The organism is Carboxylicivirga sp. (genome assembly GCF_982718395.1).
Genome location: NZ_CEXQWX010000020.1, coordinates 1 through 19,356, shown reverse-complemented (window position 1 = coordinate 19,356; position 19,356 = coordinate 1). Strand labels below are relative to the sequence as shown.

At 36.8% G+C, this 19,356-nt stretch carries 11 protein-coding genes; 10 read left to right on the top strand and 1 reads right to left on the bottom strand.

Going from position 1 to position 19,356, the window contains the following annotated elements:
- Positions 1–192 precede the first annotated feature (192 nt).
- The 10 genes from AC4MRQ_RS06175 to AC4MRQ_RS06130 all read left to right on the top strand — a co-directional run bounded on the left by AC4MRQ_RS06175 (position 193) and on the right by AC4MRQ_RS06130 (position 18,181).
- Positions 193–3,498 carry a TonB-dependent receptor gene (locus AC4MRQ_RS06175; protein WP_491196783.1) on the top strand — a complete coding sequence of 1,102 codons (3,306 nt, stop codon included), beginning with the start codon at positions 193–195 and terminating at the stop codon, positions 3,496–3,498.
- 11 nt (positions 3,499–3,509) lie between these two features.
- Entirely contained in the window at positions 3,510–4,925 is a 1,416-nt protein-coding gene (locus AC4MRQ_RS06170) for a RagB/SusD family nutrient uptake outer membrane protein (RefSeq protein WP_491196782.1), read from the top strand.
- Between the two features lie 63 nt (positions 4,926–4,988).
- The gene (locus tag AC4MRQ_RS06165) at positions 4,989–6,278 is read left to right on the top strand and encodes an amidohydrolase family protein (protein WP_491196781.1); all 1,290 of its coding nucleotides are present in this window, start codon (positions 4,989–4,991) and stop codon (positions 6,276–6,278) included.
- A gap of 5 nt (positions 6,279–6,283) precedes the next feature.
- Complete coding sequence (locus AC4MRQ_RS06160; RefSeq protein WP_491196780.1) at positions 6,284–7,444, top strand: TlpA family protein disulfide reductase; 1,161 nt, start codon at positions 6,284–6,286, stop codon at positions 7,442–7,444.
- A gap of 3 nt (positions 7,445–7,447) precedes the next feature.
- A complete protein-coding gene (locus AC4MRQ_RS06155) occupies positions 7,448–8,320 on the top strand; it encodes a TlpA family protein disulfide reductase (protein WP_491196779.1) in 873 nt (290 codons plus the stop codon).
- Positions 8,321–8,853: 533 nt separating this feature from the next.
- Positions 8,854–9,402, top strand: a complete 549-nt coding sequence (locus AC4MRQ_RS06150; RefSeq protein ID WP_491196778.1) for an RNA polymerase sigma-70 factor — start codon at positions 8,854–8,856, stop codon at positions 9,400–9,402.
- Between the two features lie 163 nt (positions 9,403–9,565).
- Positions 9,566–10,711, top strand: a complete 1,146-nt coding sequence (locus tag AC4MRQ_RS06145; RefSeq protein WP_491196777.1) for a FecR family protein — start codon at positions 9,566–9,568, stop codon at positions 10,709–10,711.
- A 102-nt stretch (positions 10,712–10,813) separates the two neighbouring features.
- Positions 10,814–14,560, top strand: a complete 3,747-nt coding sequence (locus AC4MRQ_RS06140; RefSeq protein WP_491196776.1) for a SusC/RagA family TonB-linked outer membrane protein — start codon at positions 10,814–10,816, stop codon at positions 14,558–14,560.
- Positions 14,561–14,574: 14 nt separating this feature from the next.
- The gene (locus tag AC4MRQ_RS06135) at positions 14,575–16,200 is read left to right on the top strand and encodes a RagB/SusD family nutrient uptake outer membrane protein (protein ID WP_491196775.1); all 1,626 of its coding nucleotides are present in this window, start codon (positions 14,575–14,577) and stop codon (positions 16,198–16,200) included.
- Between the two features lie 88 nt (positions 16,201–16,288).
- Entirely contained in the window at positions 16,289–18,181 is a 1,893-nt protein-coding gene (locus AC4MRQ_RS06130) for an FG-GAP-like repeat-containing protein (RefSeq protein ID WP_491196774.1), read from the top strand.
- Positions 18,182–18,865: 684 nt separating this feature from the next.
- Here the strand turns inward: AC4MRQ_RS06130 and AC4MRQ_RS06125 are convergent.
- Positions 18,866–19,356: DUF4469 domain-containing protein (locus AC4MRQ_RS06125; protein ID WP_491196773.1), on the bottom strand; the 491-nt coding region annotated here is incomplete at its 5' end.

Below are 19,356 nucleotides of genomic sequence, written 5' to 3'. Positions count from 1 at the left end.
CCGTATATTTCGGAGCAAGCTTTGGAGAAGGGGGAGAAGTATAAGGGAGATAATAATTTTGAACCAATTAGGGGATTGAACAAATAAAGGTGCAATCCTTACTAAATAAAAAGCAGAGAATATTGGTAGTATCCTCTGCTCAAATTAAAGCTGATTGGTAGTCAGCTAAAATCTATAAATCATTACAAAATTATGAAGAAAAATCGAGAACCTATCTTTCTCACAGGGAGGGAGATAAAAAAGATGTACAGGATTATGAATTTATCTGTTGTACTATTGCTGTTTTGTTTAGTTCATGTCTCGGCAAGTGTAGATGCACAAAACGACAAAATAAAGGTGAAAGAACAAAACATTTCTTTATCGGAGCTTCTATGGAAAATCCAGAGTAAAACCGACTTTGTATTTGCCTTTAGCGCTGATAAAGTGGAGCCATATGCCGAGCTTAACGTGGATGTGGAAGGTGATGTGGAAGAGGTGCTCAATACCATTCTGGAAGACACCAACCTGAGTTTTGAAGTAAAAAACGGGGTATATGTGATTACCTATAAGCCTGTTGAAGAATCGGTTCAACAACCCGAACAAAAAATCACCATCAAGGGTACTGTTAAAGACGAAAATGGCGAACCTTTAATTGGCGTCAATGTCATCAGTGATACGCGAGGTACTGTTACTGATGTGGATGGCCGGTTTCAGCTTGAGTTGGATGGTCTTTCTACTCTTCGTTTTAGCTTTATTGGTTTTGTTACTAAGGAAATAGAAGTTAGCGATTCGAAAGAACTGAATGTGGTGATGGTAGAAGAGGTGAACGAATTAGGTGAGACTTTAATTGTAGGTTACGGTAGAGTTTCGCGAGAAGCATCTGTTGGAGCAGTAACACAGGTTAATACCGAAGTTCTGCAATCGACTCAAAACGTGTCTTTCGCCGATGCTTTGATCGGTATTGTTCCGGGTATGTATGTTGAGGAGAGTTTCTCAAATCCTGATACACCACCAAGTATTTTATTAAGAGGTGTTGGTTCAATCAATGCAGGTACAGAGCCTTTGGTAGTAGTTGACGGTATTCAAATGCCGTCTGGATTCAGTTCTTCGGCCATTAGTACCAATGATATTAAAGATATCAGTATTCTTAAAGATGCTGCTGCAACATCTATTTATGGTTCGCGTGGATCAAATGGTGTTATCCTTATCAAGACGAAACGAGGTGAACGCTATAAAAAACCGGTGGTTTCCTTTAACTATCGATTTGGTGTTAAATCCCCGGATAAATCATTTACCGATGATATAATGAATAGTGCCCAGAAACTTGATTATGAGGAGTCACTTGGCTTATATCCTGAAGATGATCCGGATGCACAAGCATTGTTGCAGGAAAGAAGAGAATCAGGTAATGATTATGTTTGGGCCGATTTATTAATGGATAATGAAACCAGTCATGCCTATGATTTTTCGGTAGCTGGCGGATTGGAAAAGGCCAACTATTATGCGTCTATTAACTATAACCAGGTGAATAATATCTATGGCAGTGATTATGACCGTTTAGTAGCAACTTTAAAATTTGATTATGAGATAGCCAAAAACCTGAAACTGGGCTTATCGGGTACCTTTGGTAATGTTGTTAATAACGATAAGAGAATCGTTGGAAGTCCGGTTGGTAACTCGTTTCTTTTAAACCCCTGGGAAACTGTTTATGACGAAAACGGTGACCCAACACGTACTTTGGCTTTCACAGATGGTTACGGAGTGGCTCATAATCCATTATTTATAAGAGATAACACCAGTAATAAATCAACCCGACGTAATGTATACGGAAGTGCTAACCTGACTTATGTGCCGGTTGATTGGTTAACGTTAAAAGCCAATCTGGGCGGTAATATCAACAATAGTAAGGCATCTACGTATGAGAATGTGATTGTGAGTGGTGGCCAATTAACCAGAAATATTAGTGACAACAACAATTATACTGGAAATTTAACAGCTACTATTAACAAGCGCATCAAACAACACGATATCAATTGGGTGGCTGGAACAGAATTTAATGAAGCGAATGCGTACAGTTTATATGGTACGGCCAGTGATTTCCTGACCGATGCAATTCAAACATTAAATACAGCTAAAAACCTTAATAGTTTAACTGAAAGTACATCTGAATATGGTTCAGTTGGTTACTTCACGCGTTTAAATTATTCATACGATGGTACCTATAACTTGTCTGCATCCTTCCGTAGAGATGGTTCATCCAAGTTTGGTGATAATAATAAGTGGGCTGATTTCTACTCAATTGGAGCAGCTTGGAACATTCATAAAAATTTGTTACCAGCTAACAATGTTTTATCAACTCTTAAGCTACGCGGTAGTATTGGTACATCGGGTAATGACTTTATTGGTGATTTTGAACACCTGTCTCTCTATGGATTCACAGACTATAAGTATGATGGAAATTCAGTAGCGGCTTTGACCAGAGGTGCTAACCCTGATTTAACTTGGGAAAAAAACGAGAATAAGAATATTGGATTGGACATGGGCTTTGCAAAAAACAGGTTTAACCTTTCTGTCGATTATTATATCCGCGATACCTATGACCTGATTAATGCGATGCAGATTCCTTTACAGTCAGGGTTTGAGACATTAATGTCAAATATTGGTGATTTCAGAAATAAGGGTGTTGAGATAGCCATAAATACTGTCAATTTTAATAGAAGTGATTTTAGATGGACGACGACACTAAATATGGCTTATAATGAGGGTGAAGTGCTTGATTTAATTGAGGACGATGATTTAATTGAGTTCGGCTCTATTGTCTTTCAAAAAGGTAGTCCTATTAATGCTTTATACATTGCTCAATGGGAAGGTATTAATCCAACAACTGGTTTTAACCGGTATTTAAATCCTGATGCAACAGGCGAAGAAGATCAGTACATTGAATTCCAATCAACAGCAGGTTGGGATGCTAATTATTATGAGATTTCAACGTTGCGTGAAGTGACAGACAAAACAGATACACCAAAATTTCATGGCGGATTAACCAATAATTTCGAATATAAAAACTTCGACTGTAGTTTTATGCTATCTTTTGCAGGGGGGCATTACGTTATTAATGGTGGTTTGCACGACTTAAGAAACAGACCATTAAATAACCAGCTCAAAGAAGTAGTCAATGCCTGGAAAGAGGCAGGAGATGAAACTGATTTAGCTGTGCGTGCCGTTCATCATCTGCGTCCGCAAAGTACCAATACTGAATCTGACTATGATAAATCAACACAATACCTTCAGAAGGCAGACTACCTTAAGTTAAAGAATCTGACAATTGGTTACACGCTGGATAAAGATTTGATCAGGAAGATTGGTCTTGGACACCTGAGAGTTTATGTTCAGGGACAAAACCTCTTAACCTTTACGGAGGTGGATTATATTGATCCGGAATACAAATCGTTTGGAGGTGTAGGATTTTCTTCACCGATCCAAAGAGGTATATCATTTGGTTTAAATGCTAACTTTTAAAAGCTGATACTATGCAAACATTATATAAAATATCGTATTTATTCCTACTACTATTTATTGCCAGTAGTTGTACTGATGAATTGATTAATAAAAATCCCACAGATGAAGCCTCACCAGAAACCTTGTTTGAAACTGAAGGTGGATTTCGTTCTGCTTTAGATGGTGTTTACGGAGCCATGAAAGAAGATTTTCTGGGCTATAACTTCTGTATACTGTCTATCCCGGAAGCCATCAATGATGATGTTATTGCCGGGGACCCAATGGGATTTACCTTTGAAGGTACGCATGCTGATATTTATCCCTTGGATTATGATCCTACAGAATTTCAGTTGGAGGGATTTTGGAAAATCGCTTACGAAGCTATTAATAATGCCAACACGATAATTAAGTACGGTAATGGAAGTCCTTTAAAAAGCAAAGACAGATACATTGCCGAAGCTTTGGCACAACGAGCATTATTACATTATGATCTGTACCGATTTTTTGCGCCTGCATACAATCAGTCAAAAGATGCTTTAGCAATACCTTATCGTTTTGAAAATGATGCTTTATTGGCCGAAAAAGCCCGAAACACTAATGCTGAAGTGATTGAATGGATTATCAAAGATCTTGAATTGGCTATTGAAATGGCAGATAACGAAGAAAACTCATATCGTTTATCCAAAACAGCTATGCAAGCTTTATTAGCTCGCATATGCCTGGAAACACAGCAATATGATAAGGCCATATTAAATGCCAAAGAAGCTCTGAAAGATACTCGCTACGGTTTGGACATGGATGAACAAGCCTTAACTAATCAATGGCGACAAGATGAATCAGATGAGATTATTTTCCGCATACGTTTTGACGTAGCTGACAAAGGTTATAATGCTGCAGTACTAGCCATTCCGGTGTATTTTAGTTTTCCTTACTATGTATCTGATGATTTGATTAATTTGTATGATCAGGCCAATGATCTGCGTTTTAACTTATTTTTTGAACAAGATCCGATGGGATCAGGTGCCTATTACCCGGAAAAACATGTTGGTATGCGGACAGCAGATTACGATGCTTTTAACCCTGGTTCTATCGATGTGAAATACATTCGTGTTCCTGAGTTATACCTGATTCTGGCTGAAGCCAGTGAAAGAAATCAGGATGGGATAGATCATACTGAGGCTCGTAATAACCTGAATGCTTTACGTAATGCCCGTGGTTTAGGTGATTTCTCTGGCACGGATGCCGAATTGTTAGATGAAATAATGGACGAAAGACGTCGAGAATTGGCTTTCGAAGGTTTCCGCTTTACGGACTTAAAACGTCTTGGCCAAGGATTTACTCGTCCTGATGGATCAGGATTAGAGGCAAACCATGGACGTTTTGCCTTACCAATCCCAAAATTGGAAATCGATCGTTCAGGTATTGAGCAAAATCCGGCTTATAAATAAAATGTGTGACTAAATATGGGGGTGCTACAATTAGCATCCCTGTGTTTCTAAAATTAATATTCGATGACAAAACGATATTTGGTATTGCTATGCAGTACCCTATGGTTTGTATTGGGTGTATTTTCCCAAAATAGGACAACAGAGCCAGCGGCTGACAAAATTGTGTTAACCAACGTCACTATTGTAGATATGTGTAGTGAGAATCCTCGTATTGGTAATATTTTGATTGAGGGTAAGAAGATTGTCTCAATAGATTATAATAGCAATACCGAATATAAGGATTGTGAAGTCATTGATCTGACAGGCAAATTCATTATACCCGGTTTGATAGATGCACATACGCACATAGCAACCATGACTTTTGATAAACGTGAGGAAAGGAATGCATATACTCAACAGTTATTGAGGCAGATGATAGAAGGAGGTGTAACATCAATTCGTGATATGGCTGGTGATGCGCGCCTATTAGCAGAGTTTAAAAGAGCCAGTGCCCTACAAGAGATTGCAGCACCCAATATTTATTACGCCGCATTTATGGCCGGACCGGATTATTATGAGGGGAATGATCGTGAAGGACGTTCAGTAGCCGGGTGGCCTGATCAATATGCGCCATGGTTGCAGTGTGTGACTGATGAGACAAACCTGACAGAGGCAGTCGCTCAGGCAAAAGGTTGTGGTGCTTCAGGCCTGAAACTATATGCCAGTTTGGATGCTGAATTAGTAAAAAAGATTACGGATGAAGGCAAGCGTCAAGGTATTGGTGTATGGAGTCACGCCTGCGTCATGTCTGCCAAACCAAGTGATGCTGTTGAAGCAGGTGTTGAGGTTATATCACATGCAGAAATGTTGAAGTGGGAGCAATGTGAATCCTTATCCACGAAAATGTTTGACAATTATGGTAAGTATTATGGCAAAATGAAGTTTGATTTTCCAGAGCTGGAGGAAGTATTCAACCAAATGACTGAAAAGAAGATTATCCTGGATGCAACCTGTTATCATGGTACGGTAAATGGTATGGAAGAAGCAGCCATATTCACAAAGAAAGCTCATGCGATGGGCGTTAAGGTAGCGGCTGGCACCGATTATTTTACAGATCCGGATAAAAAGAAGTTGCCTTTTATCCATGAGGAAATGCAAACCTTAGTGGAACATTGTGATTTTACGCCTTATGAAGCATTACGTTCGGCTACCATAATAGCCGCTGAAACCTTTAAAAAACACGCTGAGATCGGCACCATTGAAACAGGCAAAATGGCCGATTTACTTATTCTGGATGCCAATCCACTGACTAATATTAAGAATACAACAAAAATTGCCTTTGTGATCAAAGAAGGTGTCATCTATAAAAAGTAACTAACATGAAATATGTCTTTTTTATTTTAATAGCAGCCCTTACTGTTTCATGCTTAAATAAAGCAGATAAAGAAATTGATAAAGTTGAAGAGTTTAATTATTCAATTGATTTAAATGTTTCTGGTTTAAGAGGTCCGGTCATCCTATTGGATAGAACCACCTTTGAGCCTGTAAAAACAGTCTATTCGCGGAATGAGAGTTTTAAAATGGAAGGAACACTTCCCATGGATAAAATGCACGCTACCTTTGTCTTACACTTTCCTTCGAAATATTCAAATCCCTATTTTTACCCAACCTCCGAAGCTTGTGCCATTAATTTTTGGATGGACAGGGAAACAAAAATTGTAGCCAACTATGATTCGTTGTTGTTTGCTGATGTTAGCAACATACACACCAATGCTGTTGAGACTTTTAAAGATAAATACCTGCCTTCTGTAGTTGAGTTTGATGAATTCAATATGGAGAGCCTTAAAGTATCCGAACGTAGAAGTGAGAAGGAACAAATTGCCTATGCCAGCAAAGGAAATGCCTTATTAGAGAAAGTAAGAAATGAGTTGTTGGCAAAAACAGGCAATTTTTTGTCTTCAGAAGAGATGGCTGTTATATTAGCTGAATGGGGAGGACAGCTTGGTGTTGAGAAACTAGATTCATTAGGCGATTTATTATCTCCTGAAGTTAAAGAATCAGCTGCTTATGCACGAGTCATTGCCATAAGTGATTACATAAAAAAACAGTCAACCCCACCAAGTTTGAAAGTAGGTGATCGGGCACCCATGTTTAGTTTACCTGATGAGAAGGGTGATCTTCATGAATTATCAGGTTTTAAAGGTAAATACCTTGTTATTGATTTCTGGGCATCCTGGTGCGGACCATGTAAAAAGGAAATGCCATTTATGAAAGAGCTTTACCATAAATACCATGAGCATGGATTGGAAATGCTGGCCATTTCAACTGATCAGGAAAGAGGTGAATGGATTGAGGCCATAAACAAACTAAACATGCCCTATCTGCAATTGCACGATAATAAGCATGAAGCAGCCGACAGTTATTTTGTAAAAGGCATACCATGTGTTTTATTGCTTAATCATGAAGGAACCATTGTAGCCATAGAGCGGGGTGAAGCGCTTGAAGAAAAGATTAAAGAAGTTCTGAATATAAATAGCTAAGTGATGATCAGATTTGTAAGTGTCCTGTTGCTGTCGATTGTAATTTACAATGCGAATGCTCAATCAAAAGACTTATTTCTAAAATTATGGAATTATAAGGAACAGGTTGAGTTAAGTGAAAAAGCATCGCAAAAACTGTCGGTGTTTAATGATGAACTTAAGGGAATTAAAAAGAACATCGACCTGAAAGAAAAGGAGTATTATAGTGTGACTACTTCAACACCGGAATTGAAAAAGGAAATCATTGCCTTGTATTCACAAAAGCATCAGCTTATTAACTCAATTAAGCAAGATGCACTAGAGTCAAAAGATGAGGCCATGTTCTTAGAGTTGATTCAATTTGTTCGTCCTGCTGATTTAAGAGAGCTGTTGGAATTTGAACAGCTGGGTGAGGAACGTGCAGCGACCTATAAAGAGTGGTTGAACAATATTGCACCAACTGAAGTAGGTACAAAATTTCAACACTTTACCTTAAATGATGACAATGGAAAGAAGGTGAATACCAAAAAAATGAAAGGACAGGTATTCTGGATTGATTCATGGGCATCAAAATGCGCACCTTGTATTAAGAAGTTAAAGCAAATGAAGCCTGTATATGAGCAGTATCATAAAAAGGGCTTTGAAATTATAGCCATTAGCTGGGATTATCAGCAATCGGGTTATATGAAAAGCCTGGATGAAGCAACGAAAGATTGGAAAAAGGCCTTAGATCGTTACGAGTTTCCCTGGATTAACGTGTTTGATGAAGGTGATAAAGTGATGCAAGAGCAGTTTTCATCTGTTGGTAAAAATATACTTGTGGATGAGGATGGTGTAATTATTGGCTTTGATTTAAAGCCCATTGAAATTGAAGCGATTCTTAAAGACAAGTATTAGAATAGTATAAAATGGTTTGTTCAATAAGTATGCATTACATGACAGGTCACTTCCGACTTGATTGATAAAATAGCTTTACTACAAAGCTTCATTCTTCAGAATGTGGTCTTTTTAGTTTTCACCCAAACAGCTTGGGCAGTACTACCCAAACTGTTTGGGCTATACTACCCAGGTTGCTTGGGCTTACCAGCCCAAAGAGTTTGGTCTTATAAGCCCAGGGTATATGGACTTACCTGCCCAATTTGTCTAGGCATAAAAAAGCCTGACCGAAAGCTGGACTCTTAAGTATCAAAGTCGTTACGCTGGGACTAAATCGTTAAGTAATCAATAGTCGAGCGCTTCTGCTTTAATAACAGTAGATCCTTTACCAATGGTACGTTCAGCAATCTGTTCGCTGAAGACATATGTTTGATAAATATATTGATTTGCCGGATTAATGATATTCCCGGGATTATTGTTTTGATCAGATTGTTTAATCGATAAACCGCAGTATTAAAAAAATATTTAATCTTTGTACCGCAAATAACACTTTAATGGACGAGGGGCAACTATTTAAACAATTTAAGAGCGGTAACAAACAGGTATACAAAAGCGTGTTTGACCAGTACTTTATGGCTCTTAAAGGTTTTGCGAAGCGTTTTATTGAAGATGATGATGCCTGTGATGACATTGTGCAGGATGCGTTTGTTGGTTTATATAACAAACGGAGTGAAATCAAAGATATAAAAGCAATTAAAGGTTATTTGTACTCGGGAGTTAGAAATGGCTGTTTGAATTATCTCAGAAACAATAAAATAAAAGGTTCGCATCACGAAAATATTCAGGAACTATCATCGTCTTGGTATTCTGAAAATTATATTATTGAAGAGGTGTATGCAGAACTTTATCAGGCTATAAAAGGTCTTACCAGGGCTCAGCGTGAAGTGGTGGTTATGAGTATGAATGGACTGTCTAATCCTGAAATAGCCGAAGAACTGGATGTAAGTGTTAATACGATAAAAACCCTAAAGAAAAGAGCCTATTCTGAGCTCAGAAGTAAATTAAAGGGCATACACTGGGTACTTCTTCTCCTGCTATCGTAAGTCAAATAAGATTCTTCTTTTGGATATAATTAAGAGATACGATCTTTATTGGTAATGCGTCAATAAAGATCGCATCCCTAACAACTGTTCAAATTAAAATTTTCAACTTTTTGTCACCCAGTTTTAAAACTGATGTTTCTCAGATATAAACAAGACAAGAAGTATGCATTATCAAGATCCGGATATTTCAAAATTAATCAGCGGCTTTGCCAAGGGTACTTTAAGTAGTCTGGAGAAAAAGCAGTTGGATAAATGGTTGCTCGATAAACAACACCGTCGTTTATTTAACAAGGCACTTGAGAAGGAAAAAATCTTAAAAAAGAGCTTTGAATACGATCGTTATGAGAGTGAAAAGGTTTGGGATAAGCTTGATAAGCAACTTTTCGCTAAAAACATGTATATGCAATGGCTGAAATATGCAGTGGCAATAACGCTGCCCTTGTTATTAGCCGTTAGTGTATTTTACCTATCTGATACATCTCAATCAGATGTACATAGTCATACGATTACACCAGGGGTAAAAAAAGCCACTTTATTTTTGAGTGATGGAAGTGCAGTTGAATTGGATAAAGAAAAGACCAATAAGGTTATAGAAGATGGTCAGCTTATAGGTGTTGATACATTAAATTCTCTTCAATATATACATGGTGAGGTAACTAAAGAGGTATTCAATACCTTAAAAATACCTGTTGGAGGTGAATACAATCTAAAACTAAGCGACGGAACAGTTATCTGGTTAAATTCGGGTTCGGAACTTCGCTATCCGGTTAATTTTGTGAGTGATAAACGTGAAGTTTACATTACAGGTGAAGGCTTTTTTGATGTGGCACATGATAACAATAAACTTTTCATTGTACATACTAAAAATGCAGATATAAGGGTCTACGGTACACGATTTAATGTAATGAGTTATGATGATGACATCTTAGAGCAGGTAACCTTAGTTGAAGGAGAAGTTGGTGTGATTGTAGATAAGCAGCAAACTGTGCTTGCTCCCGGGCAGCAGGCCGAACTGTTAATTAAAAACAGCAAGCTTGAAATAAAAGAGGTGGACACATCTTATTATACAGGATGGGTAGATGGAGTAATGAAATTCAAAAACATGCCATTAAAAGAGTTGTCTAAACGAATTGCCCGATGGTATGATGTAGATTTTTACTTTGCTAATAATAATGTTGCGGAGTTTGGCTTTTCAGGTAAGTTTGATCGCGACTGTGATTTTAATTTATTAATGGAATTATTGGAACGAACAACCAATGTGAAAATCGAAATTGATGGAAGAACCGTTGTAGTGAAGGAAGTTCAATAAAGCCAAAGAGTGCTACCAACACCCTTTGGCCTGTAAAATCAAATAATTGGGTATGTCTGTGGAAAGTGTTACCCAATAGTATTAATTCTTAATTACAAAATTATGAAAAAAAATCGTATGTGGTGTACGAAAGATTTACGATGTAGTTTGCCACGTAAATTGTTGTTAATTATGCGGATAAGCTTTTTATTATTATTTGCTTTTTTAATTCAGGTGTCGGCTACAAGCCTGGCGCAAAAGGTGGTAGTTAAAAACAACAACCTTACCTATGAGCAGTTATTTGACCTAATTGAATCACAAACTGGTCTGCGAACTTTTTCAAGCAGTAACGAAATTAACCTCGATGATAAAATCGAAGTTAAAAGCAGTACTTACGAGCTGGATGAATTGCTTAGAAAAGTGGTAGGAGAAGCTGGATTAACTTACGATTTGATTGATAATTATATTGTTGTAAGGCCCTTGAACTCCAGTGAAAGAGCAGCAATAATTAAAAGCCAGCAACAATCCGAAAAGAAAATCACCATTACCGGAACCGTTATGGATGAAAAAGGAGAGCCACTGCCCTTCGCCGCTGTGTGTTTTAAGGGTACTACAACTGGTTGTGTGTCTGCTGTTGATGGGTCTTATGAGTTGGAAGTGCCAAGTGAAGAAGGATTAGTATTAGAGGTTTCAAGTTTAGGGTTTAAGACACAAACGATAGCTGTCGATGGAAGAACGGTTATTGATATTGTTTTAATTTATGAAATTCAAGGTATTGATGAAATAGTTGTGACGGGTTTTACTCAGATATCCAGAGAAAGAACATCAGGATCATTTGGTAAGTTGGATAAAGAATTAATAAATAAACCAGCTGCAGACATCTCGGAACGTTTGGTTGGTGTACTACCAGGTGTTCAGCAGATTGTTGATGCTGATGGCAATAAGCGTTTTGAGATAAGAGGACAGTCATCATTAAATTCAGGATATGGTGGTGTTGCTACTCCTCTGATTGTTGTAGATGGTTTCCCTATTGAAGGCGAATTAGAAAGTATTAACCCGAATGATATTGAGGATGTGACTGTTTTAAAAGATGCCGCTGCTGCATCTATATGGGGTGCGCGTTCGGGTAATGGTGTAATAGTGATAACAACTAAAAAAGCCAAAGCAAATCAAAAAACCAATGTCGAATTTAGTTCTTTCTGGCGTTTTCAATCGAAGCGTAATTTGGAAGAAGAATTAAATCGTATCAGTTCAGTAGATCAGATTGAATTTGAGAAATTCACATGGTTGACTAAAAATGATTTTGGATCACCAGCTTATTTATATTGGTGGCGTTTACCTGGAGATAATGCCAATGACATTGCGAAGGCTCGTTTGTCAGCAACACAGACAGCATTGAATGAGTACCGAATAGGTAATATAAGCAAGGATGATTTAAATGATGTTTTGTCGAAGTACAAATCAATAGATAATACACAGCAGATTAAAGATCACCTGTTACAGAACCCCTTCACCCAACAATATAATTTGGCCATCTCAGGTGCTTCGGAAAAAATGCGCAATCGTTTTTCATTAATGTTTGAAGATAGTAAGACTGATTATAAGGGAGATGATAAGCAGAAATACATGGTTAACTATAAGATGTCTTATAATTTCACTGATAAAATTAGACTTGATATCAATACAAATTTCAATTATCAGGATGATACTTACAATGGTTCTAATTCCAAGATTTATGGTACTGCTTCACCTTTCCAGGATGCCATTAGTGTTGCACCATATCAAAATTTGGTTAATAGTGATGGTTCATTGGCACGTTGGACAAATGGTCCAATTAGTACCTGGGGACCTTTCCAAAAAGAATCAGGTATTTACCAGCCTAATTTTGATCGTTACCTGGATAAAAGCAAATATTCATATGACGATTGGACATACAATCCAATAGAAGAGATTAATGCTCGTGATTTTAGGGCTAAGACCTTACATACTCGTATCAATGCCGGAATCAATGTTAAATTATTGCAAGGTTTAGATATTGATTCGAAATTTATGTATGAGATGTATGACTATAAAGCGACTGAGCAACATTATCAAAACTCTTTTGAAGTGAGGATGATGGTTAATCAAACATCAGGTGGTACTTTCGATGATGCTTTAGTGGGGAATGTAGTTGCAAATCTACCTAAAGGTGATTTTCTTGATCAATACGATAAGACCGTTAAAGCCTGGAATTGGAGAAATCAACTGAACTATAACAGAACGTTCGAAAAGCATCAAATCAGCTTTTTGATAGGACAGGAAGTTAGCCGTCGCTCAACAGATATTTGGGTAGCACCAAGAGCTTACGGTTTTGATGATGATAGAGGTACAACGGAGGTATTACCTAATGGTTTTGGTAATAATGCTTCGAATTATTTATATCATTCATTATATAAATGGTGGGGTCGTCCTTATCGTATTACATCCCCTTATCCAATAAATACAGGTGCTCGGTTATCTTCTTCTTACAATGGTTTTCGCAGTACTTCAGTGCCTGGCTATTTAAACGATGTTTATTTTTCATTGTATAGTAATTTTGCTTACACTTATAACGAAAAGTATAGTTTAACAGGTTCAGTACGAACAGATGCTTCGAATTTTATTTCGTCAGATCCTAAATACCGTTGGTCACCTTTCTGGTCTGTTGGAGGTAACTGGCAGGCACATAAAGAATCATTTTTGAAAGATGTATCTTATTTAGATAGATTGGCATTGCGTATGAGTTATGGTTTTAATGGTAATCCTAATAAATCAACATATGCAAAGACAGTTGTCAATGTGAAACAGGTTAGAGATCCAGATGCCGGTGAATATGCTACCAACATATTTAATGGATACGGTAATCCATCTTTGAGATGGGAGCTTATTGGACAATTCAATGCTGGTATTGATTACTCTTTATGGCTGGGCAAATTATATGGTCGTCTGGAATATTACAACAAAAAAAGTGAAGACCTGGTAGCGCCGATTAATTTACCATCTTATCAAGGAACTATTTCAGCTCAGATCAATGCGGTAGAGATGCGCAATTCCGGTATAGAAATTGAAGTGGGTACAACATTGCCTATCAAGGATAATGATATTGTATTTTCTGGTAATGTGAATTTTGCTTATAACGACAATGAGATAACGAAATTATATTCAAAACCAGCATATGTAACTTCATTGGCAAAAGGTGCTCCTGATTCATATTTGGAAGGCTATAATGCTAACACACTTTGGGCATACAAATATGCCGGTATGGAAGATGGTATTCCATATATTAAAGACAAAAAGGGAAATAAGCACAATGCTACCGATATCTATTCTTTAGAGGGTGAATCAATTGATCACACCTATGATCAGGGCGTATTGGTGGCTCCTTACATTGCAGGTTTAAGTTCGAATATCAAGATTTATGATTTCGATTTATCATTTATTATCACTGGTAAGTTTGGTCATGTATTTCAAAGGTCTACATTTGATTTTGATTTGATCAGAGATAACCAGTCAGTAAGTAAAACTTATTATGAGGCATTAGATGCTGATCCAAATGAATTTATACCGTTACCAAGCGAGGGTTATCATGAATACATTGATTATGTATATGATGTTGCTTCGAAATTGGATTACAGGACAGCTGATGCATCTCATATTCGTTTTCAGGAAATCAACCTGAGCTACCATGTGCCACAGACTTTACTTGAAAAAACAGGACTAAAGAATTTCAAACTTTTTGGTCAAGTAAATAATGTAGGCACTATTTTGTTCAATGATTATGATGAAGATCCTGAATATGGATTTTACAAGCCTCGGGCAGTATTCACATTTGGTTTAAAAACTAATTTCTAATGAACATGAAAAAAATGAAGTATTTAAATAGTGTCTATTTTGCGATATTATTAATCTTTCCAATTGTAAGTGGTTGTGAAGATATGTTAGAGGAGATTCCAAGCAAACAGCAGGAAATTATACCGACAAAAATTGAATACTTAAACGGTTTCCTTGTTGATAAAACTGCACAAAGCCTTGTTGTAGAAGCGCAAATACTCATGAGCGACGATTATGTGCCTCTTAAAACATTTCAGAAGAGAGAATCTAGTCATTATACTCAAGCATTAGCACAGATGCCAATGACCTGGAGCATGAATATTTTGAGTGAAACACAATATGAATATGGACCATGGAAATATTGCTATAATCAAATATATTTGGCTAATACCATGTTGGAATATATTCCGGAAGTTAGTGGCACTAAAGAAGAAAAGGCACGTACAGGTGCAGATGCGCATTACTGGAGAGCTTTAAATCATTTCTATCTAATTACGAATTATGCTCTTCCATACGGAAATAATGGTTCTAATCGCTCAGCATTAGGTGTACCTCTGAAAAAAGATACTAATCTGGAGAATTTCCCTAACAGATCATCTGTAGGTGAAGTATATGATTTCATACTTAATGAATTGCAGTTAGCTGAAGATTACTTGAAAGATCAACCACTCCAAGTTGCTGAAATAGGTAATGTAATGCAATGGCGTGCCAGTGCACCGGCATTATATGCTTTATATGCTCGTGTATACTTGGCTATGGGTGATTTTGCTAATGCGCTAAAATATGCACAAAAAGCTTTAGATAACAATGGAGAAGCACGACTGGTTAATTATGCTACCGAAATGAGTTATGCGGCAGAGATGGAGTTTGAAGTTATAGTTTATGAAGAGGAAGGTGTTGAAACAAAAGAAGTGGTTAAATATCCAATTACAGCTAGTCAAACCTTTGGTTATTATGAGTGGAAAGAAAACTATTATAAGCGAACAGCTCATATGCCTTCATCATTGTGGCAGGTGCCAAGTGATGATTTTATTGCATTGTTTGGTGCTGATGAGGCAACGCGTGAGCTTGATTTGAGATACAAATATTATTTTATTGATAATTATTCATATACAGAATCAAGTTTTAGAGGTGGCACTGATTCTGAAGGTACTTTTACGCCGGCTGAAAAGCTAGGAGTTTGGGAAGGACGTGAAGATATTGGTCCTTCTGTTTCAGAGATGTATCTGATAAAGGCAGAGTGTCAGGCAAGAGCCGGTAATTTTAAAGATGCTGAAACAACGATTAATCAGTTACGAGCTCATCGTTTTGATGTTTCTGTTGGAGCATCGGTTATGAATTTAACGTTTACAAGTGTTGAAGATGCTGTGAGGAAGATTTTAAATGAACGTCGTAGAGAGATGCCATTCTTTTTTAGATGGAATGATATGGCGCGTATTGCAGGATATGGTGAAGCAACAACTTATCTTCCAGAAACTGTTACAAGGGAATTTTATGAGTTTACTACAAACCAGGTATTCACCGATAAACCCAAAACATTTACTTTTAGTCCTGGAACGGATATTCAAAAATTTGCTTTTCCGCTACCTAATAAGGATATAGAGCAAGTAGCAGTCTATGGTGTGATAATGAAACAAAACGAATATCCATCAGATCAATAAAAAACACATTAAACGCTCTCTTACAAAGAGGGCGTTTAATCCATTAAAGAACCTCATGATTGTTATGATAAAAAATAAATAGTTAGATATGATAAAACGAGCATCAATAGCTATTGTAGCAATATGCTTATGCATGATTTTTCTAAACTGTGCATTTGATATTAAGAAGCCTAATGATCTTATAAAGATGCGACTGATTCAAAATACTAACATTCCCGGCGCACCATTATTGAGTCAGCCAGAGCTTTTAACAGGCACACGTCAGCCAATACGCATCGATAAACATGGATTACTATATCCGGTTTTTTTTGATTGGAATAAGGACGGTAAAAAAGATTTGATGTTAGGAGAGTTTGAGACTGGTGAGACAGGTTCTAACATTAAAGTTTATTTGAATGAAGGATCTGAAAAAACACCATCTTTCACGGGAGATTTCTTTTATGCAACTGATGTTAATGGTGATACAATAACTAATCATCAATGGTGCTGTATTGGCATCCATCCGCGTATTGTAGATATGAATGATGATGGTTATCCTGATCTCTTATCAGGTCAATACAATCCTGGTTTAATCTCTATGTGGAAAGGTTCTCCAGAAGGTTTTCGACCGCGCGAATTTATTCCTCAGGAAGGATATGTGAAAGATAAGCAACTCAAATATAGTTGTGAACCGTGGAATCCTGAAGCTAATTCCTATTGGAATTACACATCCGTTGATTTTGCTGATTTTAATAATGATGGTTTGAAAGATGTATTTATTGGTGGTACAGATGGTTTTCGTGTTGCTTTAAATGTAGGAACAAAAGAAGAACCTGCTTTCGGCTTAAGAAAATACCTATACCATGTTAATGGCGACAGATTAAATATAGAAAAGCCTTCTGAAGAAGAAATAAAAGTATTAAAAAGTAGAGGTCAATATCCAAATATGTCAGGTGTTCACAAAGGTTATATAACACCAATTGATTGGGATAATGATGGTGTCTTGGATTTGCTTGTCACTCATGAATATGATACCGAAGGTCACAATGCCATTGAATTTTTTCGCGGTGTTAATACAGATAAAGGATTGCGTTTCATGCAGGGCAAACCTTTATTTACAGAAAAAGGGGGACGTAAAGCAATGCCTGGTTGCCAGCCTATGATCACGGTAACAGATTACAATAATGATGGTATTAAAGACATAATTATGGGACTCTCCATACCAACTGTTAATAGTGATGAAATTGCTCTGGAAATTGCCTGGAGATGGATTGAAGAAATGGGAATCGAAATGCCAGGAAAAGATGCTGGTCGCAATATTAAATATGCCGGGGGGCTTGATAGTGCTATAAAAGAGATTGAAACTGATACAAGTGGTTTTAAACGTAAATATTACATGGGTAATCTTGAAGATTATAAATACCTTACATTACGCCATCGTGGTTATGTCTTTGTTTTTTATGGACAGAAGAATAAGGAAAAAGCTATTGCCAATAAAATAAATGCGTGGGAAGCTGTTAAAAATACAATAATTAAAAATGAACAGTCGAAAACAAGTAAATTAGATGGTCCTGTCAACTATTCAATTATTTTTCCAGAGCGAATCAATTATAAAGAAGAAATGGAATTAATGGTTGAGTTTAAACTTGAGGATGATTGGTATCTTTATTCGGATAATACATCCAATATAGCTAATGGATTTATTCCAACTATGATTAATGTTGATTTTGATTATAATAAAGTGCAGAAACTTGGTGATATAGTTAAACCGGAAGAGCAACCGAAAGGAGGTATGTTTATTTACAATGGTGATAAGGTAGGCTTTATACAAAAATTTAAGCTTAATCGACCTACTAGGGAGGAATATCAAAATCCTGATTTTGAACCACCAACAGAAATTAATGTGAAAGTTGGTATTAAATTTCAGTCTTGTAACAGTACAATGTGTTTACCTCCCCAGGAAGTTACTGAATCATTGGAAGCTATTATTCATACATTTTAAAGCGATTTTAATGATTGATACATGTTTTTTATGCTGAAACGAAAAATCTGGGTAAAGGGTAGGTATTCAGCTTAATTTATAGACCAGTAAAAGTTCAAGAATGAAACAGAAGAAGAAAAATGCCGAATCAAAAAATAAAAATATTAAACGTATTATCGTAAGAAGTATTTTTTCTCTGCAGCCAGTTAGGCCTATCTTTTTATAAGATAGGTCAGAAAGTTGAAACTCAAAAGTTTGCCAAAAGTAACGTGAAGCTGCCAGAGCAGTATAAAGGAAGTAAAAAGATGGAGTGGAGTTATAACACCATGAAAGCCATAGAAAAAGGAGAAGAACTAAAGCCTTTAGCTCCAGGTATGTAGGCACAGTTTATTCGTTATAATCAATCTTTACAGTTGGGTTCTCGATTTAGCAATTGTAAAGGTTCGCCCGGTAAGTGCCAATTACCGGGCTTACTGTTTCTAATTGTCAGTAAAGATGTTCTATAAAGGGGGAGTATTTTTACTCAACAGGTCTCATTCTTCGGAATGGGACCTTTTTAGTTTATACGCAAGAATCTTGAAAAAAATAGTTAGTACTATATTCAATTAATAGTACTAACTATATACATCAAATAGTTCTAACTATACACGATTGATAGTAGTAACTATATGCAGTCAATAGTTACTACTATATACGATCAATAGTTTACTGAACAGAGGTTAAGTCAGTTAGTAATCTTCCGGAACGCAATCTTTTAGTGTTTTGAAAGATGGTTCTTACTTCCACCTGAAAAGTACCATCTGTCAATGCTTCAGGAACAAAGAACATCAATTCAGAAGGTTTGTTTTTTACCACATTAGTAACTTTTGTTTCCGAGTTATCAGCAGCAATAAAGAAAATACCTTGTTGTGCGTCTTCTTCATCAAACTTTAAGTGGGAACCTTTAATCGAAATAATCTGACCCGGTGAGAAAGACTCGTTAATCACATTGTTTTTAAGATCAGTGAATCGTTGAATAACCGGTCGAGGTGAAGTGATATCCACCTTTTTAAGCTCAATGTCAGAAACGATGCTCTTTAGCCTGCTACCGGCATTTAAGTTTAATTTGACAGAGTGTCGTGCCGGATCAAAACCATCTTCATCATCAGTAAACACACCGCTCACACTGGGATAAATCTTGAAGAGTTCCGTAATAA